Genomic DNA, 24099 nt, shown 5'->3' with positions numbered 1-24099 from the left:
ACCAAGACTTACCAGCCCATCCGCTTCGCCAACGATGTGATATGAGCCGTATGATGTCTTCCATGCCAGGAATACACCCCTGTGGCTGTCTCCAAACTGACCACACCCGATTCCGGATGCATAAACGAACGGCTGAACTGCTCGGGCCCGAAAGAATGCAGCAAGGTCGTCCACCGTTCATGCAGGGAATCCAGCAGGCTCAGCGATACCTCAACAGGCAGTTGTCTGGCATCGGGAAGCTCCGCCCAGCGGCCTTCGTCATACGGCTTGATGGTGGGTCCGTCTTCCGTCAAAGCCAGCTTGAACCGTACATAGCTGTTGATATGACTGTCAGCCACATGATGAACCACTTGACGCACCGTCCAGCCTCCCTCGCGATAGGCAGTGTCAAGCTGCGTTTCGTCCAGTCCCTGGACAGCAGCACGGAGCTTGGTTGGCAGCTCGGCGATGTCCTTGATCCAGGATTGCAGCAATTCATCCGTGATTTGTATAGGCGCTTCAAATTCCCCAATTGGATATCTATCCTTCCATTCCGCGCTCATAGGATCACCAGACCTCTCCATATACAATATTCTAAAAAGGCAGACCGCTCTACAGCAGTCTGCCTTAATAGTTCAACATTTTAAATATATTATCCTTCCAACAAAAGCGATTCAGGATCCTCCAGCAGCTCCTTGACCGTCACCAGGAAGCGTACAGCTTCGCTGCCGTCGATAATGCGGTGATCATAGGACAAGGCAATATACATCATAGGACGGTTCTCCATACGTTCCGCATCAATGGCAACCGGACGGATTTGGATCTTGTGCATACCCAGAATACCCACCTGAGGGGTGTTCAGAATTGGCGTCGAGAGCAAGGAACCGAATACCCCGCCATTGGTAATTGTAAAGGTGCCGCCCTGCAGATCGGACAAGGCCAGCGTATTGGAACGCGCTTTGCTCGCCAGCTCGGCAATACTTTTCTCGATTTCCGCAAATCCGAGTCTGTCCGCATCCCGCACAATCGGAACAACCAGGCCTTCCTTGGCGGAAACGGCGATACCGATATCATAAAATTTCTTCAGGACAACTTCTTCGCCGTCAATTTCCGCATTCACCATCGGGAACTGCTTGAGCGCGCCCACTACTGCCTTCGTGAAGAAGGACATGAAGCCGAGCCCGACATCATGCTTTTCCTTGAATTTGTCTTTTCTGCGCTTGCGCACTTCCAGGATCGCTGTCATATCGACCTCATTAAAGGTGGTCAGCATCGCGGCCGTATGCTGTGCTTCCACCAGACGCTTGGCGATGGTTGCCCGGCGGCGGCTCATCCGCTGGCGCTCAACCGGTTTGCCGTACCCGCCTTCCGGCTGGGCCGCGGCCGCCGGTTTGGCTGGAGCCGCCGATGCAGGCGGCTGCACAGCCGGAGCTGTGCCAGAAGTGTGGGCTTTTACATCGTCCTGATAAATCCGGCCAATTGGATCTTTCCCCTGTACTTCACCCAGATCAATGCCGCGCTCACGCGCCAGCTTGCGGGCGGACGGGGAGGCCTTCTGCGAACTGTCGCTTGGCGGCGGCACGACTGCCGCGCTGCTGCTGCCAAGCTGCTTGTCGTCACCCTTGGAAGGAACGGAAGGGGAGCTGACGTCCGCCAGGGCCGAAGCTGCCTCCGTGTTGGCAGAAGGAGCCGCAGGGCTCACACCCGCGCCGCTGCCGATCAAGCCAACGGATTCTCCGATTTCTACCGTCTCCCCTTCCTGACGGACAATTTTCTCAAGCACGCCGGACTCTTCGGCGCTGATCTCCAGATTGACTTTATCCGTTTCCAGCTCCAGCAGGACATCTCCCTGGGATACCGCATCCCCTTCTTTAACGTGCCATCTGGAAATTGTTCCTTCAGTAATGGATTCCCCCATTGCGGGTACTTTAATCTCACTCACAGACGCTACCTCCCCAGTGGAATGTTGGTTTTATTCGATATTTTCTTCAGCGCGGACTGAATAATGTTCTGCTGCTCTATCACATGTATGTGCTGATAACCGCTCGCAGGGCTTGAACGCTCCGGTCTGCCCTGGTAGTTCACCACAGCCCCCTTAGGAGCCACGGCCCGCAGACGGGGCTCCATGTAAGTCCAGGCGCCCATATTTTTCGGCTCCTCCTGCACCCACAGCAGCTCCTTCACCTTGCCAAACCGCTTCATTACAGCCCGGATTTCCTGCTCAGGGAAAGGATACAGCTGCTCCACACGGATAATATGAAGCCAGTCAAGCTCCTCGCCGCCTTCCTTCTCCAGCGCTTCTTCCAGGTCGATGGCTACTTTGCCACTGCACAGCACGATACGTTCTACACGGTCGGCGCGTCCTCCCAGCCCCGGCTGTTCCAGGATCGGTCGGAACGAGCCATCGCTGAGCTCGGAGACCGGCGATGCGACACGGTTGTTGCGAATCAGGCTCTTCGGCGACATCATAACGAGCGGTCGCGCCTGCTCTGTGCCACTAAGAGCCGCCTGGCTCCGCAGCAGATGGAAATACTGGGCTGCGCTGCTCAGATTGGCTACGGTCCAGTTGTCTCCCGCAGCCAGCTGCAAGAAACGCTCCAGTCGGGCGCTCGTATGCTCCGGCCCCTGCCCTTCGGCAGCGTGCGGGAGAAGCATGACGAGGCTGGATTTTTGTCTCCATTTGGCCTGCCCTGCAGAGATAAACTGGTCGAAAATCACCTGCGCGCAGTTGGCAAAGTCCCCGAATTGCGCCTCCCAGATGACCATCGTCTCCGGTGAATATACGTTATAGCCGTATTCAAAGCCAAGCACTCCCGCTTCCGACAGCGGACTGTTATAGATCGCGAAGGAGGCTTTGGCCTGCGGCAGAGCATGCAGCGGGCTGAATACATCTCCGGTCTCCGGATCATGCAGCACAAGGTTGCGGTGGGCGAAGGTAGCCCGCTCTGCGTCCTGGCCTGTCATACGGATTGGCTTGCCATCCGCCAGAATGCTGGCGAAGGCCAGCGTCTCCGCAAGGCTCCAGTCGATTTTCTCGCCTGCATTAAAGGCGTTTTTCCGGCGCTGCAGAATCTTGGAGAGCTTCGGATACACCCGGAAATTGGCCGGCCATTTCAGCAAAGCTTCGTTCAATTCCTGCAGCTGGGCTGCCGGAACACCGGTCTGAAGCTTAAGCTTGTCGCCCTCTGCACGCTGCTTGTCTTCCACCGGCTCTTCCTTCGGATGATTCTTCGCTTCTTCATGCGCCGACTTCAGCCGGGTCTGCACTTCTTCCACCAGGCTGCTGCGGAACGATGCGTCCACCACGCCCTGCTCCGCCAGGTATTTGCCATATAAGTTGCTAACTGTCGGATGCTTCTTTACCTTGCGGTAAACGAGCGGCTGGGTTGTTTCCGGATCATCCGTCTCGTTATGGCCGTAGCGGCGGTAGCCGATCAGATCAATCAGGAAATCCTTCTTGAATATATTCCGGTATTCGGCGGCAATACGCGCCGCAGCGATGCAGGCCTCCGGATTATCCGCATTCACATGAATGATCGGAATTTCAAAGCCCTTGGCCAGATCGCTTGCATAATGAGTCGATCTGGAATCGCTGCTGTCAGTCGTAAAGCCGAGCCTGTTGTTTACGATAATATGAATGGTTCCGCCGTTGCTGAAGCCTCTCAAGCCTTTAAAGTTCAGCGTTTCCGCAACAATGCCTTCCCCTGGGAAAGCCGCGTCGCCATGCATAAGGATGGTTGCGGCCTTGTTGACATCCTGTACCGGATATCCCGGGGCGCTGCGGTCCTCCTGCGCCGCGCGTGCGTATCCCTGCACCACCGGATTCACATATTCCAGATGGCTCGGGTTGTTCGCCAGCGTCAGACGTGCACGGACAGCTTCTCCTTCTTTCACATATCTGTCGGCTCCCAGATGGTATTTCACGTCCCCTGTCCAGCCGTAATTGATGCCGGTCGAGCCTTCGGACGGAATCAGATCCTTGTTCGGGGAATGGTGGAACTCGGCAAAGATTTTGCTGTATGGCTTGCCCAGCACATGAGCCAGCACATTCAGCCGTCCCCTGTGGGCCATTCCCATCAGGACATGGCTTGCGCCGGCCTGGAGTACACTGTGCATCACTTCATCAATCAGGGGTACAAGCGCGTCATTGCCTTCGATCGAGAAGCGCTTCTGTCCAACGAAGGTTTTATGCAAAAATTCCTCAAACTGCTCTACTTCAACCAATCTGCCAAGCAGAGCCTTCCGCTCCTCGACGTTTAACGACTCTGCGCTCAAGCCCGATTCCGCTTTGCGATTCAGCCAGTCCCTTTCCTTCTCATCATGGATATGCGTGAATTCAAACGCCAGCGGGCCTGTATAGGCTTCACGCAGCTTTTGCACGGCATCCCATCCGTTGAGCGTATTCTGGGGAGCAGCGTCCCAAATTAGAGAAGCCGGAAAAGCCTTCAGATCCTGCTCGGTCAGCCCGTAAAACTCCGGTTCAAGCAATCCGGTGTCCGCCTTCGGACTCAATCCCAAAGGGTCAATGTCGGCTGCGAGGTGGCCGTAAGCGCGAATGTTCGAGACCAGCTTGCCAGCTGTAACCGCTTTCTTCAATAGACCTGTATCGACCGCCGGCAATACAACCGTGGTCCCCCCCTGTGTTTCGGAAAATACGGGAATATTGCTCCCCTCCGACTGAGGAGGTTCACCCCACTGTTCAAAAAGCTGCCGGTACGTCGGATCCACGGAAGCCGGATTCTTGATGAAATTTTCATACTGCTCCTGCACATACCCCAGGTTCGGTCCGTAATACGTCTGCCATGGCACTTGTCTGTCACTGTCTGCCATCGTCATCTCGTTCCCTTCGTCATGTTTTGGGATTCATCGCTGGACGGAATCGGTCTTTAAATCAACGTGCTCATTTCCAGCCTATTACAAAACTCCGTCCATCATCCATTTCACAGAGTTCATTCTTGAGTTTAAGAGGAAGAAAATGCTTATGCTCCGGCATTTCCCGGAACGGAGTGCAAGACTGCCTATCAATTTTATAAGCGCTTTCCTTCCTAATCACCATTGTATAAAATTTTGCACTCCGATAACATTTCCTATTTTTCAACATATTAATGCAAATTTGATATGGATCAGGCCATTTCCCATTATAATAAATAAAATTTTAAAAGGCCAATCCACGGATATCCGACGGATTGGCCATTTACTCTGTATGATAAATTCAGATGAGATGATCATGAACCGAACTGGGCGGCATGCAAACGGCTGTACACTCCTCCGGATGCGATCAACTCATCATGTCTGCCCTGCTCGGTAACCCCTTGCTCGGTGACGACGATGATCCGATCCGCATTCTTGATGGTCGCCAGCCGGTGGGCAATGACCAGTGTTGTCCTGCCTTCGGACAATTCCGCAAGGGACTGCTGGATTGCGGCCTCTGTCTCCGTATCCAGCGCCGAGGTAGCCTCGTCCAGAATGAGGATGGGCGGATTTTTCAAAAACATGCGTGCAATGGCCAGCCTTTGCTTCTGCCCGCCCGACAGCTTCACGCCCCGCTCGCCGATGACCGTATCCATCCCATCAGGCTGGGAACGGATAAAATCCACAAGCTGAGCCCGACGTGCCGCTTCCCAAATCTCCTTATCGCTGGCATCCAGCTTGCCGTAGCCGATATTTTCGCGGATGGTGCCGGAGAACAGAAACACATCCTGCTGCACAATACCGATTTGGCGGCGCAGCGAGGACAGGGTCATCTGCCGGATATCCATTCCATCCACCGTAATGGCGCCGCTGTCGACGTCATAGAAACGGGGCAGCAGGCTGCAGATCGTCGTTTTCCCCGAACCTGACGGCCCTACAAAAGCAACCGTCTCACCAGCTCGGATATCAAGATGGATGTTCTGCAGTACCTTTTCCTTCTCCCCATACCCGAAGCTCACTCCGCGGTAGCGGATATCCCCTTTCAGGTTCTCCACCTCCACGGCCTCTGGAAAATCCGCCACCTCCGGCTCCATGTCCATCAGCGCTGTAAAGCGCTTGAAGCCCGCTATGCCCTTGGGATAACTCTCGATGATGGCGTTGATTTTATCAATAGGCCGGAAAAATACGTTGGACAGCAGGATAAAGCCGACAAATTCGCCATAGGTGAGCTCTCCGCGAATGACGTAATAAGCGCCGCTGATCAGGACAAAGAGGGATACAAACCGGGTCAGCACATAGCTCATGGACAGGCCCTTGGACATGATTTTATAGGCCGTCAGCTTGGCTGCGCGGAAGCGGCCGTTGTCATGATTGAATCTTTGCTTTTCAAACTCTTCATTCGAGAAAGCCTGTACAACACGAATGCCGCCGATCGTATTTTCCACACGGGAATTGAATTCGCCCATGCTGCTGTACATGTTGTCAAACGCCCGTGTCATTTTTTTATTGAAATAGATCGACAGCCAGATCAGCAGTGGAATCACCGCAAAGATCAGAAGCGCCAGCTCCAGGTGAATAAACGACATCAGCGTGAAGGCACCAAGCAGCGTCATAATCGCAATAAACAAATCCTCTGGTCCATGATGCGCCATTTCGCCGATTTCCATCAGATCATTCGTAATCCGTGACATCAGCGTACCTGTTTTGTTGTTATCGAAGAAACGGAAGGACAGCTTCTGCATATGCTCAAACAGCTTGCGGCGCATGTCTGTCTCAATATTAATGCCAAGCATGTGCCCCCAATAGTTCACAATATACTGCATCGCTGTATTTAATGCATAAATGCCCAGCAGCCCCAGACAGGCCAGCAGAATCGACTGCAATTCTCCCTGTGGAAGCAGCTTATCCACGACATAATTGACCGCAAGCGGAAAGCCCAGCTCCAGCAGCGCGGCAAATACAGCACACGTGAAATCCAGGATAAAGAGCGGACGGTAAGGCAGATAATAGCTGAAAAATCGGCGGAGCATCCTATACCTTCTTTCTCTATGTATTTCTGAGGAAAGGGCGGATGGAATGAAAATGTCCCGCCACGCTGTAAAGCGTCAGCAGGACATGATCAAGAAGCATATCGGAGTAGCGGGATTTGAACCCACGACCTCACCCACCCCAAGGGTGCGCGCTACCAGACTGCGCTATACCCCGGTAATTAAGCTTATGTACAATCAATGCTGTTGTATAACTGTAGAGGTTGTTCAAAAAGTCATCTTTTGATCACGAAGTAAATCAAGAAGCGGACTCGACATCGAATCTTGAATTCAGCCGGGCCTTCCGGTGCTCACGTACCCCACGTACGCTCCGCTCCTCAGTCCCTAGCTTCATTCAACCTTCTCGGTGCTGAAAACCTGATTTTTTGAACTCACACTGTAACTGTAATTTATTATAAAATAGCTTCAATATTGTGTAAAGCATTTATGAACTTTTGTTAAGATCAACAGCTCATCATTCCTCGATCTGCTTCAAATCCTGGATCGCATCCCTGGTCTTTTGAATTTTGTCGAGCGAGGTCTCGATATCCATGGAAGCACAAACGTAATACAGCACGTCAATAATGAAGAATTGGCTGTGCTTGGAGCCGGTCGCTGCGCTTCTGACTTTCGCTTCCGGAGCCAGGGAGGTATACAGGCTGAAGTCGCTAATATCCGAAAGCTCGCTCCGTCCGAAACCGGTAAAGCTGATCGTTACCAGCCCGGTTTTATTGGCGAACTTCATTAATTGCAATACTTCCTTGGTAGCCGCGCTATAAGATATGCCTATAAAAACGCTGCCCTTGGGCGCGTTCGCCATGCTCATCGTGAGAACATGCACATCCGATAGAGCGTAAGCGTTCTTTCCCAGACGCAGCCATTTTTGCGCGATGTCCTCCGCCACCAAAGCCGAAGCGCCTACGCCGTAAGCGAAAATCGCCGGAGCGTTGTACAGGCTTTGTGCCGCCTTTTCTATCATTTCGATATCCAGCAGGCCAACCGTATCTCTCAGGGACTGTACTGCATTGGAAAGAATTTTATCGACCAGATCGGCGGAACTATCGTTCTTGTTCAAATCATAATAACCGGACTTTTGCTCATTGGCCAGGTCGGCCGATAACGCCACTTTTAATTCCGGAAAACCTTTCAAGCCCATAGAGCGGCAAAAGCGGACAACGGAAGCGCTGCTGGAAAGGGAGCGGTCCGCCATCTCATGCACCGACATAAATACGACTTCTTCCGGAGCAGACAGAACAAACCGCGCTACCTTTTGCTCGGATTGCGTCAATTTAGGCATCACATTCTCAATCCGTGATAAAATTTGACCAACACCCACACCAACGCCTCCATTTAATCTATAAGCTATCTAAATACTACTTTAATATTATTCCCGATCCGGCTCTCTGGCAAGAAAACGGAAGGCATACCTCCCTTTTTGCAGAAACTGCAGCAAAGGAATATCCTCTTGGATCACATATCCGATCACGTTCACACGCTCGTCAGGCGGCAAAGGGTTCAGCACAATTTGAAGCTCGCCTTTATAACGCTTGTAATGGTCATTATCCAGGGTCAAAGCTCCCCGTGGACGCTCCACACAATGGGCCGGTGGGATATTTCCTTTAAAATGTCTCCGCGCGTCCACCGAGCGAATAACGTCGCGCGCGATATCCGGCCGGTTATGATGGATTTCATCCCACACATGTGACGGCCGCTGCCCACGGACACCGAGCAGCACGGTGCCTTCATGCCATGAAATAAACTGCGACATCGACCACTCGCCAAGCGATAAATCTCCAATGACTACAAGGTCCACTGCTCCTTCGATAAGCAGCTCCAGATAGCTGGCAAACGGCGATTGATACCGGTGCTGCTCCAACGTAGGCAATCCCTCGTATAAAGGCCCCCGCAGCTGCCCGTCCCCGGGAATGAAGGCCCCAACCTTAAGACCTTGCGATTTTAGCCACTCGTTTTGTGCTTTGAACGTACTCCATTCAAGGCCTGTCTCCGGACGGGGATAATAATTATGCCATGCCTCCAGAGCGTTGAAGTCGGCTCCGAGTCTTCTGAGATCATTCAGAAAGGAAGGGTCAATCGTGCTGGCGTTGAGAGAAACCTGCCAATCATGAGTAAACGCGGCAATCTCGGCATTTTCCATTCCATTATCGATTCTCAGTCCTGTAACGCCCCGCTCTCTCAATTGATCCAGCGAGAAATTTTGGAACGTTCTTGGGGACACATCCACCATCAGCATCATCTGATGCTCCTTTGCGAATCCGCCGATCCGCCCTAACGGTTCAAGCAGACCCTCAGGCTCCTCCTCAGGGATTTGCAGAGAGGTGAAAATCGTATCAAACCCGTATTGCCGCATGAAGGCCAGATATTCCAAAGTACAGTCGATGCTTTGCTCTGTCAGCGAAACAAGCACACCACCCATTTTAAATCACTCCTTTTTAATTCTATCTATCCTTAGTCAAAATGAGTTCGCTTCGACTACTCATCTTTGGGCTGTCTTGCTTCCTTCGGCACACCGAACAGGTAGGTGCACAAAAATCCGAAGAAGTATGCCGTTACGAGGCCGAGCAAATAAATCCACCATTTGCCGTCCGCGATCAGCAGCAGCATTTCAATGCCGGAGGCTCCGATGGCGATGGCCCCGACGTTGCCGAAATAACCAATCACGGCTCCGCCGAATCCGGCACCAATACATGCTGTCACAAAGGGTTTGCCAAGCGGAAGGGTCACGCCGTAAATGAGCGGCTCTCCGATGCCCAATACACCGACCGGCAGGGCGCCTTTGATGATATTGATCAGCGGTTTGTTTTTGTAGCAGCGAATCCAAAGCGCAAGCGCCGCGCCCACCTGCCCCGCTCCTGCCATCGCCAGAATCGGTAACAGTACGGTCACGCCTGTTTGGTTGATAAGCTCAATATGAATGGGGGTCATAATATGATGCATGCCCAGCATAACCATGACCAGCCAAATTCCGCCTAATACAAACCCGGACACTGCGCCTCCGACGTCCAGAATCCAGTTGACGGCAATCAGCAGATTGCTTGCGACAAAGCCCGCAAAGGGCATAATCAGAAAAATGGTCAACAGTCCAGTCACCAGCACACTAAGAAAGGAAGTTACGATCAGATCGATCGAATTGGGGATGATCTTATGCAATCTTTTCTCAATTACAGATAACATCCACACGGCCAGGACAACGCCAATAATCCCGCCTTGGCCGGCGATAAGCGGCTCGCCTGTAAACAGATTCATGATAGGCAGCTCCGGCTTCATTCCCGTCAGCAGTGTGGCACCCCCGATGACACCGCCCAGAGACGGGCTTGCCCCAAATTCTCTGGCAGAGTTGATCCCTACGAAAATCGCCATATAGGAGAAGACGCCGTTTTTGATCACATTCAGGATCAGATTAAATTGCTGCCAGCCCTCCCCTTCCAGATGCCCTGACGTGATAAAGTTGGCAATAACGGAGGTGATTCCCGCCAGCAGCCCTGCGGCCACAAAAGCAGGGACTAATGGAATAAAGATGTGGGCAATGGATCTCAGAAAATTTTTAATGGGCGTATCATTCCGTTTTTTATACTTTTCTTTATTTTCAGCCGCTATTCTGGAAGCCTCCGCTTTATGGTCAGGCTGCCTGCTGTTCGCAGCCAGAGCCGACACATTCAGTGGGATGATCTCCCCCATCTCGACTCCGCTGATATCGGCTATTTCCTTCGTCACCTTGCCGACGATGCCCGGACCCACAATCACTTGAAGTGTGGATTCAACAACCACGCCTAATACGCCGGGCACTTTTTTCAGTCGCTCGATATCGGCGGCATCCACATCCCGCAAGGTAAGACGGACGCGTGTCATACAATGGGTTATTACCTCGACGTTTTGGATGCCGCCGATCGAATCCAGAATGCCTAAGGCCAAATCCTTCTCTTTTGCCATGGTCATATCCCCTTTACTTTTGTTGTAAGGCCCGCCGTATAAATCCGTCCGCCTCTTGCAGCTTCCTCTGTGCTTCCTCATAGTCCAGCTCCGCGAGCAGCATAATCACGGCCACCTTCACTTGATGCCGGCTTAATTCATAATATTTGGAAGCAGTTTCATAATCGCATCCTGTCATCTCTCTGATCATCGATTTAGCCCGGACTATCAGTTTCTCGTTGGTTGGCTGGACATCCACCATGAGGTTGCTGTATGTTTTGCCGATACCAATCATGGCCGCCGTTGAAATCATATTGAGCACCATCTTTTGCGCCGTTCCGGCTTTTAGACGAGTGGACCCCGTTAACACCTCCGGACCGGTTATAATTTCAATCGGGTATTCGGCGTAGTTGCTGATTTCAGCGTCTTTATTGCATGCCAGGCTGGCCGTGGCAGCTCCAACCCTGGCCGCATATTGCAGCCCGCCAATGACATAAGGGGTTCGCCCGCTCGCTGCAACACCGAGAACGATATCTTTGTCGCTTAAATTAAGCTTTTCCAGGTCCTTCATGCCCTGTTCCACTGAATCCTCCGCGCCTTCCACCGCCATGCGGATGGCCTCATCGCCACCGGCGATCACTCCTTGCACCATGTCCGGGTCAGTACCAAAGGTCGGGACGCATTCAACGGCATCCAAAATTCCCATGCGGCCGCTTGTGCCGGCTCCCGTATAAATGAGTCGCCCCCCCTGCTTAAAGCTCGCAATAACACATTTCGTTACACGTTCGATTTCAGGCAGCTTCTCCCGGATTGCCAAAGATACCTTTGCATCTTCCTCCTGCATGAGCTCCAAGACCGATAATGTTGACAGTTGGTCCAGATCCGTTGAGCGCTGATTCCTTGTTTCCGTTTTTAAATTATCCAGCAACAGCTACCATCTCCTCTTTGATTTACGCTCAGTTTACATGATCGGAAATAAAATTTCAATATAAAATAATATTAATGTAATAAAATTTCAAATGAAGCGAGCAATTTACCTTTCTCATATAAACCTAACGAGTGTGGGATATTACCAAAATGGTCAAGTTGAGCATGGTCATCCACTATTCCTCGTGACCGGATTCTCCTCTTTACCCGTTTAAGAATTTTTTTTACAAAAACACTGGATAATGGAGTCTTACTATGATAAAGTGTAAACATCAGGAAAGGAGGTGCGTCAACATTAGTAATCCCATGTTGAACGTATCCCTTACCCGATCCGTTACTCTCTAATCAACAGAGTGGTACGGAGGCGCGGGATGCGGATCAAGGTTTCAATAGCGCCACGGGTGGAAAGGCCGTCTTCGGACGGCCTTTTTTATATGGATGTACTTCCTCAAACCGTTTAATTTCCGCACTCTTTCTTCCGTGATTTTTTCAAGCTCCCCTTGAGCATCAAAACCAACCTCTTTATGGCATAATCCTTTCATGGAACATCATCATGGCTTGATGGCTTCATAAGTTATCATTTGTCTACATAACCCCCCATATTGACTGAACATGTTCTCGCCTCCTTAGGATTTATTTTACAGTACTGCTAGAGATATCAACATAGCAAAAGAAAAATAGCATTTATATTTGACAAAATACAAACAAAACTTTATATTATCTATGTAATAAACAAACAATTCAATGAGGTGTTTATATAATGGATTTGCCCGGACTATTTTGGAGCGCGCATATAGATGATTTGAAAAAAGGTTACATTCGGCAGGAAGATAAATATATCTGTCTGCTCGACGGGACCGAGCTGGAGGAAGGCATTATTTATCAGGAGGACGGTGTTTTTTACAGCGCTGAACGTTATATGAAGCTTCATATAACGCAAAAATACGGCTCCGTCTTTGACTATCTCATCGGCCTCGACAAGAAGCTGACCGGACTGACCGAGCATCAGAGCAGGCTGCTGCACCTTTTTTATCAAGGAAAAAGCGACAACGAGGTGCAGAAGGAAACGGGCATCGGCAGTGCGTCCACCATCCGGAATCACCGCTTTGCCTTGAAGGAGAAAGAGCGGCAGGCCAAAGTTTTCCTGACGATGATGGAGCTGCTGAAGGACCGGGACCGTCATGCTCCGTCCATCGTTGAAGTGCCGGTGAAAGCTCCGATGCTCGATGAACGCTACAACATTACGGCCACGGAAAACGAGAAAGTGCTGGCCAAATATTTTCCGGACGGACCCGATGGCCGCCTGAAAACGTTCGATCTGCAGCAGAAGCATAAGCTGATCGTCCTGCGCCACCTTGTCCAACGGTTTGAGCGGGGCAGAACGTACACCGAAAAGGAAGTCAACGAGGTGCTCTCTTCCGCCTACGATGATTATGTTACAGTCCGCAGGTATCTCATAGAATATGGCTTGATGGATCGCAAAGAAGACGGCAGCCAGTACTGGGTCGCCGAATAAGAAAGGAATGAGGATCATGAACCGCAGAAAAGAACTTGTGGAACAATATAAAGAAGTCAAGATTGAAGCCGGGGTGTACTGCATCCGCCATAAGAAAACCGGAAAGCTGTTCATCAGCTCCACCCCCAACTTAAAGTCGCTGAACGGCAAACGCTTTGAGCTGAACATGGGCTCAAGCCGGAACGCCGCTCTGCAAGCCGATTGGTCGAGGGACGGAGAGGATGCCTTCGAAATCGACGTACTGGAGGTGCTAAAGAAACCGGAGTCCGGCTATTTTGATGCGAAGGATGCCCTGGAGAAGCTGGAAAAAGCATGGCTGGACCGCCTTCAGCCCTATGGGGATAAAGGGTATATGTAAATAAGGCAAAGTGTAATACCATATACATTCACTTCGGTATACGGTATTACACTTTGTTTTTTAACCGATTTCATCCCCAGTGTGACCTATCACTACATACTGCGACGGAAGTCCGATAGAATCTGTTTTGATGAATGTTATTGTGTCATTCTGCTTCAAGGTTATTTTAGCTACTCCGTTAGGCATTACTATATTTCCTGCTCCGTTCACGGTCAAAATCTTGGAATTATCTCCGCCGGCCCAGCATCTCAGGACAAGTGTCTCTCCCTCCAGGTGATGAGATTGAATATTTGATATGGTAGGACTTGTCGTTATATGAACAAACATAATTTTGTGTTTAAATGCTTTTAATGTATTTGATACAATGGCGGCCCCTGAAACGTCTGGAGTAGTGTCTTTCAGAGGTATTGAAGCATCAGAACCCCATGTAGCACTAATGTTAATGCCACGGTTAACCTGTGTTGAATAACCTACTACAAAGTTATCGATGTTACCAACAATAAAATTGCCTGCCCCACCCACAGTACATGAAGTTCCTACAGACACACCATAACCAGTACCTTCCTTAGCGGCCCCTACATTTGTAAAGTGGCAGTTATCTATTGTGGCATTAGATGAAGATGTAAGGTCAACAACCTGATCAAGATTTTCAAACCAACAGGAGTCCAGGACCAGATTGTTTACATAATAAGTTTTAATGGCTTTTTGTGCCGCTTGGAATGTACAATTGTCGAATTTGACTGGACCCGACAATTGGTCATTCGTAGTCAGCAGACTTACCAAGTCAACGTTTACCCCTCCAAGTGTTCGACTGTTTCCGTCAAACTGGCAAGTTTCGAACACTGTTTGCCCTAACTGGCCGGTAATCTCTAGACATTTAGCTGTTGCCGAATTTCTAAATATCCTAACATTTATAAACCTTAAAAACTGATTGGCCGTATCATTGTTAGGATATGGGTCATTCAAGTCATCGCAATAAAGCTTGAGTCCTAGACCGCTAAAGTTTTTAATTCTTATATCTCTTAACTCAGAGTACCATAAACCACCTGAGTAACCTCCGCTTGTTTCAATCTTTGCGGTAAAGTCCATCCCGTTCTGGCTGGTGTTAGCATCGTTTGCTTCAATACTGAATCCTCGGTACTGCACATTCTGAATAAAACCATCCTCAGCTACATACATAAAACTAGGCTCAGATGAAGTTACCGGTATTAACTTCGCTCCGTCAGAAATAATAGATACTTTGTTGCGCAAACCTATTTTTACCGCTTTATATGCTGAGGAAGTTCTGGGGATAAAAACAGTTCCTCCGCCTTGTTTATAGGCCTCGTCTATAGCGTTGTTGATAGCTGCCGTATCATCCGTAACACCATCCCCAACAGCGCCTAAATCCGTAACATTGATTAATACTGAATTCATCATTTAACCTCTCCTTTTCTCCTTTATTACCCATTATAGAACATACGTTCTGTTTTTGATACAAAAAAATAGCGATTCATCCCCCTCACCTAAAACTATACGTTTTGAGGAGGGTCTTTTCGCCTTCACTGATACAATGTTGCTTTTATTTTCCGTGAGCAGTCACTAAAAATTTCTCGATATCTCGTACCATCTGGAGTTGAGAAACTTAAATGTAATGGTTCCGTGAGCAGGTGGAGTAGCATTTACCCTGCTCTTTAGGCAGAATTGTGCAGACCCTAAACCATGTGCAAAAGTTGTGTTGCCGTTATAAGATAAACAAGTGATTTCTTTCCCATTAAATCCACCAGAGAAAGAAGTTATGGTTGTAGGGTTTGACTGTGCCAGATCTATTCCATCAAACTTTCCAACTTCTGCTGTTGTTTCGGTTCCCTGTAATGATAAAATATAATAACTATTCCGAAACACCCGGCCAGCCTCAAGATTATTTACGGCTATATTATTACCACCCAAAAGACGGAACGTGTTGTCTGGACAATTATTGCCTTGTACAAAAACAAATTGACAGGTAACTTCACATGTTACAGCGTGATGGGGAATAGAGTTCAAATCTACTGTACCGTAATAACCATAAGGATTACCGACACTGCGTATTGTGTTTCCACTACCCACCGTTATATAACCACAATTTCCTTCGATTGAGATTCCGTGGCGAGTCGGGTACTCGATTTGATTGAAGCCGATTGTGCCAACATTGTATATTTGACCATTTTGGTCACCACCCATAATTCGAATAGCATCTGATGGGTTCCGTTGCCCTGACCACGGTATGCGATTGTTTGAAATCGTGAAATTTCTACAACGTGACAAAACAATGCCTTCGTACCCAGCTTCAAAGAATTGATTTCCTGAGATACCGATAAAATTTCCAACATCAACATATAAGTTCTGTTCCTTTGTTTGATTTTTTGTTGCATTCCCAGGAAAAAAGAGAACATTATCGTCAAATTTCAGACCGTCAACACCAAGGATGTGAGCATGTTTTATTTGTATGTCAAATCCGCAATTTCTGGTAAACGTAATATCTCCGACTTGATATATTTTCGTAGGAGTTTCTGGGCGATCTACATATAAACAGTAGTTGCAGGCTTTAAACATGTTGTTGTCCATTTTTATATTATCTGATTGATGGAAATATTCGCTTGTGATAGGTCTAAAATACAATGGTTTATCAATATTTCTAAAAGTCACACCTGTAACTTCACCTATACGGGCATTATAAAACTCGATTCCTGTTGTTCCTTCAGCCAAAACATCTCGTCTAATATCAATATTTCTGATCTTGAAATATAAATCAGTTGGGACATTTTCGCCTCCAACCACAATGCGCCCGTTGATCAGTATTCCAGTGCCGTCTATTGTAACATATGGTTTAGTAATTTTTATTTCGTTAATTTGGAAGGCTCCGGCTGGAATTATGACACACCCTCCACCACCATCTTCAACTTCATTTATTGCTGCTTGAATGGCTACATCATTTTGGACGGCAGTATTCGTTACCTTAGCCCCAAACCTTTCTTCAGTAATATTTACATAGTAAAATTTTTGCGACGCCTCAATAGCCAATCTTCTAGCTTCTATGTCCAATATTAAGTCACCACCTTACCATAATTATTTCCTCCTACAATAGTTTACGAAGCGATCGCATTGGTAATCATCACTGTTTTCCCTAACCACCAACCTAATTTCTTTGGAAAATTACTCACTCTTTTAGACAATATAATTATGGGGAGAAGGTGACTTTATATAATGATATTCGCAGAACTGGATACTGATTGGACTTTGTCTTAGACAAAAATTTTGTATATTATGCAACAGTCCGAGGGTGAACTACAAAGCATTACATTTAAAGGCATGAAAAAGACCCAACTCTGTATCGAGAAGGGCATGGAAACATAATTCAGTTAGTTCCAACCTCAGAATTTCTGTAATAATCTGCTCTGTCAAGACTCACAATTTTTAATCCTACCGCTACAAGTATCCAAAATATAATGTTTAAACTGTTCCAGAAGAATGTTTCAAGGATTACGGAGTAAATTAAAAATGAAATAATTGAAAAAACAATGCACCCTAACAAAATGCGGCCTTCCCCGCTTGCAAACCGGATTCCACGAATTATACTAGTTAACATTACCCCGATCAAAAGTACAAATACTGAAAAACCGACAACACCCGTTTCTGAGACAATTTTAAGGTACATATTATCAAATGTGTTTAAGGCGTTAGGATCTGAAATAGCTAAATATTCAGAATGATCCGATACATATGGATAATTGCCAAATCCTATTCCAAAGAACGGTCTGTCTTGTAATATCAATTTGGCACTTTCAAGTTTATACATTCGATGCCAATATGATCCGCTTTCTTTGATATTATTTATATCCCAACGAAGTTCCAACTTTTCTAGCTCAACATTTTGGGCACCAATATAATTCCATCCCATTAATACTCCAATGCTAATCAGTATTACTCCAAGATATAAAGTTTTTGTTCGATTCTTTTTAATCAAAAAGTATAATAATCCTGTAACTACTAAGACCGCTACACCAGCCCTAGACATGGTACAGTAGAGCGCCGCAAGATTGACTGCTAGGACCGCAAAATATGTCCATTTTTTGGATTCCTTGAATTTATATATGATCAGTGGAACAACAGTTACTATTAAGCATGACAGCACATTAGGCAATCCTGTAGTACCATAAGCGCGGTATACTCGTCTAAACTGTTCGAGATTGGATAATTTCTGTTGCAAAATATCGTAAAATATAAAATTGTATTCAAATACATATTCAACAATAGAGTATACTGAATGTATACTGATGATGGTGATGATGGTGTTAATTAAAAATCTAATCTCCATCTTGTTTTTTAATAGATAGCTAATCAACATATACACGAACAATGATCCCATTATAAAACGTAATGATTGATAAACTGCTTCGCTTGGATAGTATGCATTAAAAACACTGGAGAGCATAGTTAATACAAATGTTATAAACAACCAAAAGTACGGAGCCTTCAAATTTAAATCCGTTCTTTTAAATTTATACAATACTGAAATTGCAAATCCTAACATAATCAAAGCTGTTAGAGGGTTAATGACACCGATGTTCAACGATGGTGGCAAAAAGTTTATTGGAGGTAAAATAATGACGAGCACAATGCTTGATAGTAGAAACTTCTTAATCCCGATACGAAAAGCAACATAAGTTAGAGCAATGGCTACAATTGCACATATCCCTATAATCAGGTTCATGGATAAAGCAAACGAGACTAACGATATTAAAATAATAATCAATAACGGAAACTTGGCTTTTGAGATCACTATTTCCATAGGGTTTCCTCTTCTTGCCTCTGGTCCCGCAGTCGATATTTTACGTTTTTTTCAATATACTTCTGCATATGTATTCCTCCTTAGTGATACATTTTGTATCTAAACAATACTAATTGTATCACTAAGGGTTGATTATGTAAATGCCTTTCACCGCACCGGGAGATAACAAATCATTTAATATGCCTTTCGGGCAATATGTCTTTCGGATCTTCAGCCTGATCCTGGAAGTGCGTCTCGTGCGTTTCGCTAAACTCTCTCCATTTTTCATACCTTATTCCGAGATAATCCAAAACTTCTTTTACTTCAAGTACCACCTTGCCATCATCACACATATTCACAACCTTCCTCTCTAACAACGGGAACTATTTTTTTATGCAAAAAAATACAAATAATTCCACAATTATTTTAAGTACAAGTAGAAAGGCCGGTTGCACCACTTGCTCCTAACGTCCTAAGGTGCCCAGATAAGGAACGAAAGTCATCGCATCCATTTCTTTAGGAATATCATACCGTATCCGATAGAAAATGTTTGACGAAACTTGTAGAGAGGAAATTGATAATTTCTGTTGAAATCATTCAATTCTTGTTGATCTGATGACTCGCATTCCGTTCCGGCTAATACATTGGTCGCAAGTGTGCTATACATGTTCTCTTTGAATACCGGCCATCCAATGCTTTGTGTCTCAAACCGGACTGAGTCCAACATCCCAACAAATCCTTTGTTGGTTGTAGAACTTTTTTCACTTCTTACTTATGGATTTAGACCTATCTCCTTTCTCATATTCCAGGAATTTCATCCTGTTTTCCCCTTCATTTCAGATCGATCTTCAGCCCGATTCAAGCCCTCCAAAATTGAAGCTTTTAAGAAATCGTTCAAGCCTTCCTCCCAATGCCTTAACGTAGGAAAACCGTTTAATTTTAAGGCCATATGATTGAACACCGAATATTTCGGCCGCTTTGCCGGTCTGACAAATTGCTCCGATGTAACTGGAACAAGCTCTGTTTCAATGCCTGTTAATCTAAACACTGCTTCAGCAAATTCATACCAGGAACAATGACCGGAGTTGGAAATATGATAAGTGCCATACTTGTTTGTTGTTAACAGCCTGCCTATGCCCTCAGCCAAATCCTTTGTATAGGTAGGGCAGCCAATCTGGTCGTTTACAACCGAAACCGTTTTCTTCTCCAAGCCCAACTTAACCATCGTCTTCACAAAATTGCTGCCATGCTCTCCGTAAACCCATGAGGTACGGACAATAAAGTGCTTTTTATGCAGACGTTCTACAAAGCATTCTCCCATTCGTTTAGAACGTCCATAGACATTAATAGGTTCAATGGTTTCAAATTCATCATAAGGCGTCTCTGCATTGCCGTTAAAAACATAATCTGTACTTAAATACACAAGTTTTGCATTTATGGCTTCTGCAGCTACGGCAATATTTCGTGTACCATACCCGTTTACCAAATAAGCTTGCTCCGGCTCTGCTTCCGCTTGATCAACTTTCGTGTATGCCCCACAGTGAACAACGACTTCCGGCCGTATATCATGGAGAACATGGCTTACTTGACTATGGTTTGTAATATCCAGTTCTTCTCGTCCATAACCATAAACAACATGTCCATGTTTCTTAAGATGCTCAACCACATCAACTCCAAGCTGACCATTAGCACCTGTTACAATAATTTTATATTTATCCATGCAGCGACTCTCCATATTGTTTGGAATAATACTCCATGTAATCACCAGATTTTATCCTTTTCCACCATTCCTGGTTGTTAAGGTACCATTCAATGGTGCTAATCAATCCTGACTCAAATGTATAAGCCGGTCTCCAGCCGAGCTCTTTTTCAATTTTTGTTGCATCAATGGCATAACGCCTGTCATGACCCAGACGATCCTGAACATATCGAATCAATTCTTTTGGTTTATTTAGATGTTCTAATATGATTTCAACAATTTCAATATTACGCTTTTCATTATGGCCTCCTATGTTATAAACTTCCCCCGATTGCCCTTGATGTACTACCAAATCAATTGCTGCCGCATGATCCAGGACATGCAGCCAATCTCGCACGTTCATTCCGTCACCGTATACAGGCAGAGTTTGATCTGCAAGCGCATTGGTGATCATTAGCGGTATTAACTTTTCAGGAAAATGGTATGGTCCATAATTGTTCGAGCAGCGGGTAATGTTGACATTCAAGCCGAAGGTTTCGTGATAAGCAAGAACAAGCAAGTCAGCACCTGCTTTGCTGGCAGAGTATGGACTATTGGGGGATAGCGGGGTTTCTTCCGTAAAATAACCTGTCTCCCCGAGAGAACCATACACTTCATCCGTTGATATCTGCACATACTTCTTAATTCCACACTCTTTCGCAGCGTGAAGCAACACTTGAGTTCCGGTTACATTAGTGTGTATAAACACACCAGGGTCAGCAATGCTTCGATCAACATGTGACTCTGCTGCAAAATTTATAATCATTTCAATATCATAGTTTCGTACCACATGATTTACTGTATCAGCATCACAGATATTCCCTTTAACAAAGTAATAATTTGAATGAAGCTCGATATCCTTGAGGTTTTCCAAATTGCCTGCATAGGTTAAATGATCGAAATTCACAATCACATACTCCGGGTATTTGTTTATCATATATCTGATAAAATTGCTGCCGATAAATCCAGCTCCGCCTGTGACCAGTATATTCATTGGCTTTCATTCCTCCCTATTTAAAAAAGCATGCCTTCCGACTCATTTATGGTGGGATGCAGCTTATCCTTGTCTGATAACACAGGATCATCGGTTGGCCAATGGATACCGATTTCCGGGTCATTCCACAGTAAGCCCCTATCGTGTTCTTTAGAATAATATTCATCGACTTTGTAAAGTACATGTGTATTCTCAACAATCGTGCAAAATCCGTGGGCAAACCCTGCCGGCACTAACAGCTGCCGTTTATTGGACTCACTCAATATAACGCCAATCCACTGACCGAAGGTTTTGGAGTCTTTTCTGATATCCACCACGACGTCATATATTGCCCCTGTTACCACACGAACTAATTTAGTCTGAGCCTTCGGGGGCAACTGAAAATGCAGTCCCCGCAATGTCCCCGATTGGGTTGAGAGCGAGTGATTATCTTGAATAAAGTGATGGTTGATTCCCGCATGATGGAACTTTTCCTGGTTATAGCTTTCCGTAAAAAAGCCCCGGTGATCTCCGAATACATCGGTTTCGATAACCAGGACTCCGTCCAACTTCGTTTTTATCATTTTCATTTTGTTGTATACTCCTTATTTTGTGGAAATAGCCATTTGACGCCCGAAATTCAGATCAAAACTTTCACCACGCAGCAATTCATTGGCTTTTCCCCAGGATTCATGTGTTCCTGCATCTGTCCACCATCCTTGTAAAATGTCATAAGTAAGCTGGTCTTGCTCAATATACGCGTTATTGACATCTGTAATCTCAAGCTCACCCCGGCTGGACGGTTTTAAAGACTTAATAATATCGAAGACAGCGGCGTCATACATGTAAATACCTGTTACGGCATATGAGCTTTTGGGCTGCTTAGGTTTTTCTTCAATAGAACGTATCTTGGAACCGTCCAATTCAGCTACACCGTATCTTTCCGGGTCATGCACCTCTTTGAGCAAAATTTTTGCGCCTGCACCTTGTAAGCGATAATTATCGATGTAAGGTGTAATATCATCCGCAAAAATATTATCTCCAAGTATGACTGCCATCGGTTCATCCCTAATAAAACCTTGAGCCAGCCCCAATGCTTGTGCGATGCCGCCTGCCTGGTCCTGAACTTTATAAGAAAATGACACTTCAAACTCATAGCCGCTTCCCAATAAATTGACGACATCCCCCATATGCTCACGTCCCGTAATGATGAGAATATCGATAATTCCTGCTTCTTTTAATTTGTGCACAGCATGGTAAATCATTGGATACGGACCTACTGGCAATAAATGCTTGTTTGTGACTTTCGTTAACGGATAAAGCCTTGAACCTGTCCCACCTGCAAGAATAATACCTTTCATAGAAAAGTTCTCCCCTCTGAAATATATTGAATGAACCTACATCACTTCTTTACGAACAGGATTGCGCACGAATTTACGTTGAACCTGACGAATGAATTGCATTACATTCAAGCCTTCTACTTTGACGATCGATAGCATGACTGTGAACAGAAATGCGCCGCTTATTGCTGAAATAACAATTTTAACCAGTGAGCCAAGACCATTTGGAAGCAGCATGTTCAGCATCATCCAGAAGCCCAGCAGAACCGCCGATAGCAAAGCAATTTTTACGCAATTCCCCCAACGAATGCTTGACATGATTTTATATCGCTTATGCACGTCAATAACCAACGCTGCACTTGACAGAATCATGGTAAGCGAATAGGCGATTGCAATTCCGAGTAAACTGAAAAATCGAGCTAATATGATGCTAAGAACAATGTTCACGATACAAAATACGATGGTATTGATCGTCGGTGTCTTCACATTATTGTGTACAAAATATACACGGTTCAATAAATACCTGATGCATATCCCTATGAGTCCGATACTATATCCACATAGAGCCATCGTTGTTAAATTTAATGCCTGCTCGTCAAATTCTCCTCTATTAAATAAAATGTTGATAATATCACGGCCATAAACAAGAAGGTAACAAGTAATGGGCAGTATGGACGCAAAGCTGAATATTATGGATTTGTTCATAATCTCGCTGCTGTGTGAAGGATCATCTTTCGCAGATGAAATTTTCGAGAACATAATCATCCCAATCGTATTGATGACGATCATGATGACCATCTGGATTAATCGATCCGCATAGGATAACGCCGATATACTGCCGGTTTGCAAAGTGCTGGCAATCGTCCGGTCAACGAAGATGCCGACCCGTTGGATAATGGTCCCGAAATAGACAGGCAGCAGGAGATACATGAAGTTTTTCATGGTACTGTCGAATTTGAAGTCCACCTTATACGATTGAAGATTTAAGCCGTCTTTGCGAAGGATCCACCATAATGTAAGCACTTGAACCAGGACGGCTCCCAGCATTCCAAGTCCAATCGATTGCACACCCAAATGATCGGAATAGAACAAGATGGATAATATAATGAAGGCGTTAAATGGGATGCTTATGAGCGTTACCGTTTTATATTTTTCCTGTTTCGTCACGATACTTTGCAAAACGCCTAATAAAAACGTAGGAATCAATTGGATCATGGAGATGAGGTATACATTATAAACAAAAGAATAGCTAAATTTATCGCTCGTATTTCTCATAAGAAAACCTATGATTGAATGACTAAATAACATAGCAAGCAAACATATGAAAACAAAGAAAATTGACCCGATGATCACCAGGTTAAATATGAATCTCCTGTTATCCAAACCAAATAACGGTTCCTTTTGGGATAACGTTGGGATGATTGCAATGGAAAGAGCTGCAACAATTCCGGTCATAAACAATTCGGGTATGGAATATACAAAGTAAAAAATATCAAGTTCCTCGCCTGCCCCGAAATAGTAACCCGTTACGGATTCTCGTATCAGCCCTGATAGCTTGGCAATAAGGGAGAGCATGATGATCACAACAAACAAGAATGTAATGTTTTTCTTCAC

The 24099-nt window shown here is 46.2% G+C and carries 19 protein-coding genes, 1 tRNA gene and 1 riboswitch; of the genes, 2 read left to right on the top strand and 18 right to left on the bottom strand.

Annotated features, from left to right (window positions below; all coding sequences use genetic code 11):
• Positions 1 to 8: 8 nt before the first annotated feature.
• The 9 genes from ACE41H_RS14240 to murQ form a co-directional block, all read right to left on the bottom strand.
• Positions 9 to 542: a YfiT family bacillithiol transferase gene (locus ACE41H_RS14240; protein ID WP_375355967.1), complete on the bottom strand. Its 534-nt coding sequence runs from the start codon at positions 540 to 542 to the stop codon at positions 9 to 11.
• An 89-nt stretch (positions 543 to 631) separates the two neighbouring features.
• Positions 632 to 1921: a 2-oxoglutarate dehydrogenase complex dihydrolipoyllysine-residue succinyltransferase gene (gene odhB / locus ACE41H_RS14235; RefSeq protein WP_375355965.1), complete on the bottom strand. Its 1290-nt coding sequence runs from the start codon at positions 1919 to 1921 to the stop codon at positions 632 to 634.
• A 5-nt stretch (positions 1922 to 1926) separates the two neighbouring features.
• Positions 1927 to 4815, bottom strand: coding sequence for a 2-oxoglutarate dehydrogenase E1 component (locus ACE41H_RS14230; protein WP_375355964.1), 2889 nt, complete (start codon positions 4813 to 4815; stop codon positions 1927 to 1929).
• A 389-nt stretch (positions 4816 to 5204) separates the two neighbouring features.
• Positions 5205 to 6920 carry an ABC transporter ATP-binding protein gene (locus ACE41H_RS14225; protein WP_375355963.1) on the bottom strand — a complete coding sequence of 572 codons (1716 nt, stop codon included), beginning with the start codon at positions 6918 to 6920 and terminating at the stop codon, positions 5205 to 5207.
• 101 nt (positions 6921 to 7021) lie between these two features.
• Positions 7022 to 7095, bottom strand: a tRNA-Pro gene (locus tag ACE41H_RS14220).
• Between the two features lie 297 nt (positions 7096 to 7392).
• Positions 7393 to 8253 (bottom strand): MurR/RpiR family transcriptional regulator, encoded by an 861-nt coding sequence (locus ACE41H_RS14215; protein ID WP_375355962.1) that lies wholly within the window; start codon positions 8251 to 8253, stop codon positions 7393 to 7395.
• Positions 8254 to 8301: 48 nt separating this feature from the next.
• Positions 8302 to 9351, bottom strand: coding sequence for a MupG family TIM beta-alpha barrel fold protein (locus ACE41H_RS14210; protein ID WP_375355960.1), 1050 nt, complete (start codon positions 9349 to 9351; stop codon positions 8302 to 8304).
• 56 nt (positions 9352 to 9407) lie between these two features.
• A complete protein-coding gene (locus tag ACE41H_RS14205; protein ID WP_375355959.1) occupies positions 9408 to 10865 on the bottom strand; it encodes a PTS transporter subunit EIIC in 1458 nt (485 codons plus the stop codon).
• A gap of 13 nt (positions 10866 to 10878) precedes the next feature.
• Positions 10879 to 11772: an N-acetylmuramic acid 6-phosphate etherase gene (murQ, locus tag ACE41H_RS14200; RefSeq protein ID WP_375355957.1), complete on the bottom strand. Its 894-nt coding sequence runs from the start codon at positions 11770 to 11772 to the stop codon at positions 10879 to 10881.
• Between the two features lie 759 nt (positions 11773 to 12531).
• Between murQ and ACE41H_RS14195 the strand changes: the two genes are divergently transcribed.
• Together ACE41H_RS14195 and ACE41H_RS14190 are read left to right on the top strand one after the other, a co-directional pair.
• Positions 12532 to 13287, top strand: coding sequence for a DUF2087 domain-containing protein (locus tag ACE41H_RS14195; protein WP_375355956.1), 756 nt, complete (start codon positions 12532 to 12534; stop codon positions 13285 to 13287).
• Positions 13288 to 13303: 16 nt separating this feature from the next.
• A complete protein-coding gene (locus tag ACE41H_RS14190) occupies positions 13304 to 13645 on the top strand; it encodes a GIY-YIG nuclease family protein (RefSeq protein ID WP_375355955.1) in 342 nt (113 codons plus the stop codon).
• Between the two features lie 60 nt (positions 13646 to 13705).
• Here ACE41H_RS14190 and ACE41H_RS14185 read toward each other — a convergent pair whose 3' ends face one another.
• The 9 genes from ACE41H_RS14185 to murJ form a co-directional block, all read right to left on the bottom strand.
• On the bottom strand, positions 13706 to 15064 hold the full coding sequence (locus ACE41H_RS14185; protein ID WP_375355954.1) for a glycosyl hydrolase family 28-related protein: 1359 nt from the start codon (positions 15062 to 15064) through the stop codon (positions 13706 to 13708).
• Positions 15065 to 15226: 162 nt separating this feature from the next.
• Entirely contained in the window at positions 15227 to 16708 is a 1482-nt protein-coding gene (locus ACE41H_RS14180; RefSeq protein WP_375355952.1) for a pectate lyase family protein, read from the bottom strand.
• A gap of 313 nt (positions 16709 to 17021) precedes the next feature.
• The gene (locus ACE41H_RS14175; protein ID WP_375355950.1) at positions 17022 to 18455 is read right to left on the bottom strand and encodes an O-antigen ligase family protein; all 1434 of its coding nucleotides are present in this window, start codon (positions 18453 to 18455) and stop codon (positions 17022 to 17024) included.
• A gap of 170 nt (positions 18456 to 18625) precedes the next feature.
• Positions 18626 to 18787 (bottom strand): hypothetical protein, encoded by a 162-nt coding sequence (locus ACE41H_RS14170; RefSeq protein WP_375355949.1) that lies wholly within the window; start codon positions 18785 to 18787, stop codon positions 18626 to 18628.
• An 81-nt stretch (positions 18788 to 18868) separates the two neighbouring features.
• Positions 18869 to 18953: riboswitch (cyclic di-GMP riboswitch) on the bottom strand.
• Between the two features lie 295 nt (positions 18954 to 19248).
• A complete protein-coding gene (rfbD, locus tag ACE41H_RS14165; RefSeq protein ID WP_375355948.1) occupies positions 19249 to 20154 on the bottom strand; it encodes a dTDP-4-dehydrorhamnose reductase in 906 nt (301 codons plus the stop codon).
• Entirely contained in the window at positions 20147 to 21166 is a 1020-nt protein-coding gene (gene rfbB, locus ACE41H_RS14160; protein WP_375355947.1) for a dTDP-glucose 4,6-dehydratase, read from the bottom strand. Before rfbB ends, rfbD begins: the two co-directional genes overlap by 8 nt.
• 20 nt (positions 21167 to 21186) lie before the next feature.
• Positions 21187 to 21735, bottom strand: a complete 549-nt coding sequence (gene rfbC / locus ACE41H_RS14155; protein WP_375355946.1) for a dTDP-4-dehydrorhamnose 3,5-epimerase — start codon at positions 21733 to 21735, stop codon at positions 21187 to 21189.
• A 15-nt stretch (positions 21736 to 21750) separates the two neighbouring features.
• A complete protein-coding gene (locus ACE41H_RS14150; protein ID WP_375355944.1) occupies positions 21751 to 22506 on the bottom strand; it encodes a sugar phosphate nucleotidyltransferase in 756 nt (251 codons plus the stop codon).
• A gap of 36 nt (positions 22507 to 22542) precedes the next feature.
• Positions 22543 to 24099, bottom strand: coding sequence for a murein biosynthesis integral membrane protein MurJ (murJ, locus tag ACE41H_RS14145; protein ID WP_375355943.1), 1557 nt, complete (start codon positions 24097 to 24099; stop codon positions 22543 to 22545).

The organism is Paenibacillus enshidis, assembly GCF_042136365.1.
Lineage (GTDB): Bacteria > Bacillota > Bacilli > Paenibacillales > Paenibacillaceae > Paenibacillus > Paenibacillus enshidis.
This window is presented reverse-complemented; position numbering and strand designations above follow the sequence as displayed.

Coding starts and splice junctions, on each gene's coding strand:
- ACE41H_RS14240 (WP_375355967.1), bottom strand. CDS start 542: ATGAGCGCGGAATGGAAGGATAGATATCCAATTGGGGAATTTGAAGCG.
- ACE41H_RS14230 (WP_375355964.1), bottom strand. CDS start 4,815: ATGACGATGGCAGACAGTGACAGACAAGTGCCATGGCAGACGTATTAC.
- ACE41H_RS14225 (WP_375355963.1), bottom strand. CDS start 6,920: ATGCTCCGCCGATTTTTCAGCTATTATCTGCCTTACCGTCCGCTCTTT.
- ACE41H_RS14210 (WP_375355960.1), bottom strand. CDS start 9,351: ATGGGTGGTGTGCTTGTTTCGCTGACAGAGCAAAGCATCGACTGTACT.
- ACE41H_RS14205 (WP_375355959.1), bottom strand. CDS start 10,865: ATGGCAAAAGAGAAGGATTTGGCCTTAGGCATTCTGGATTCGATCGGC.
- ACE41H_RS14195 (WP_375355956.1), top strand. CDS start 12,532: ATGGATTTGCCCGGACTATTTTGGAGCGCGCATATAGATGATTTGAAA.
- ACE41H_RS14190 (WP_375355955.1), top strand. CDS start 13,304: ATGAACCGCAGAAAAGAACTTGTGGAACAATATAAAGAAGTCAAGATT.
- ACE41H_RS14185 (WP_375355954.1), bottom strand. CDS start 15,064: ATGATGAATTCAGTATTAATCAATGTTACGGATTTAGGCGCTGTTGGG.
- ACE41H_RS14175 (WP_375355950.1), bottom strand. CDS start 18,455: ATGGAAATAGTGATCTCAAAAGCCAAGTTTCCGTTATTGATTATTATT.
- ACE41H_RS14170 (WP_375355949.1), bottom strand. CDS start 18,787: ATGTGTGATGATGGCAAGGTGGTACTTGAAGTAAAAGAAGTTTTGGAT.
- rfbD (WP_375355948.1), bottom strand. CDS start 20,154: ATGGATAAATATAAAATTATTGTAACAGGTGCTAATGGTCAGCTTGGA.
- rfbB (WP_375355947.1), bottom strand. CDS start 21,166: ATGAATATACTGGTCACAGGCGGAGCTGGATTTATCGGCAGCAATTTT.
- rfbC (WP_375355946.1), bottom strand. CDS start 21,735: ATGAAAATGATAAAAACGAAGTTGGACGGAGTCCTGGTTATCGAAACC.
- ACE41H_RS14150 (WP_375355944.1), bottom strand. CDS start 22,506: ATGAAAGGTATTATTCTTGCAGGTGGGACAGGTTCAAGGCTTTATCCG.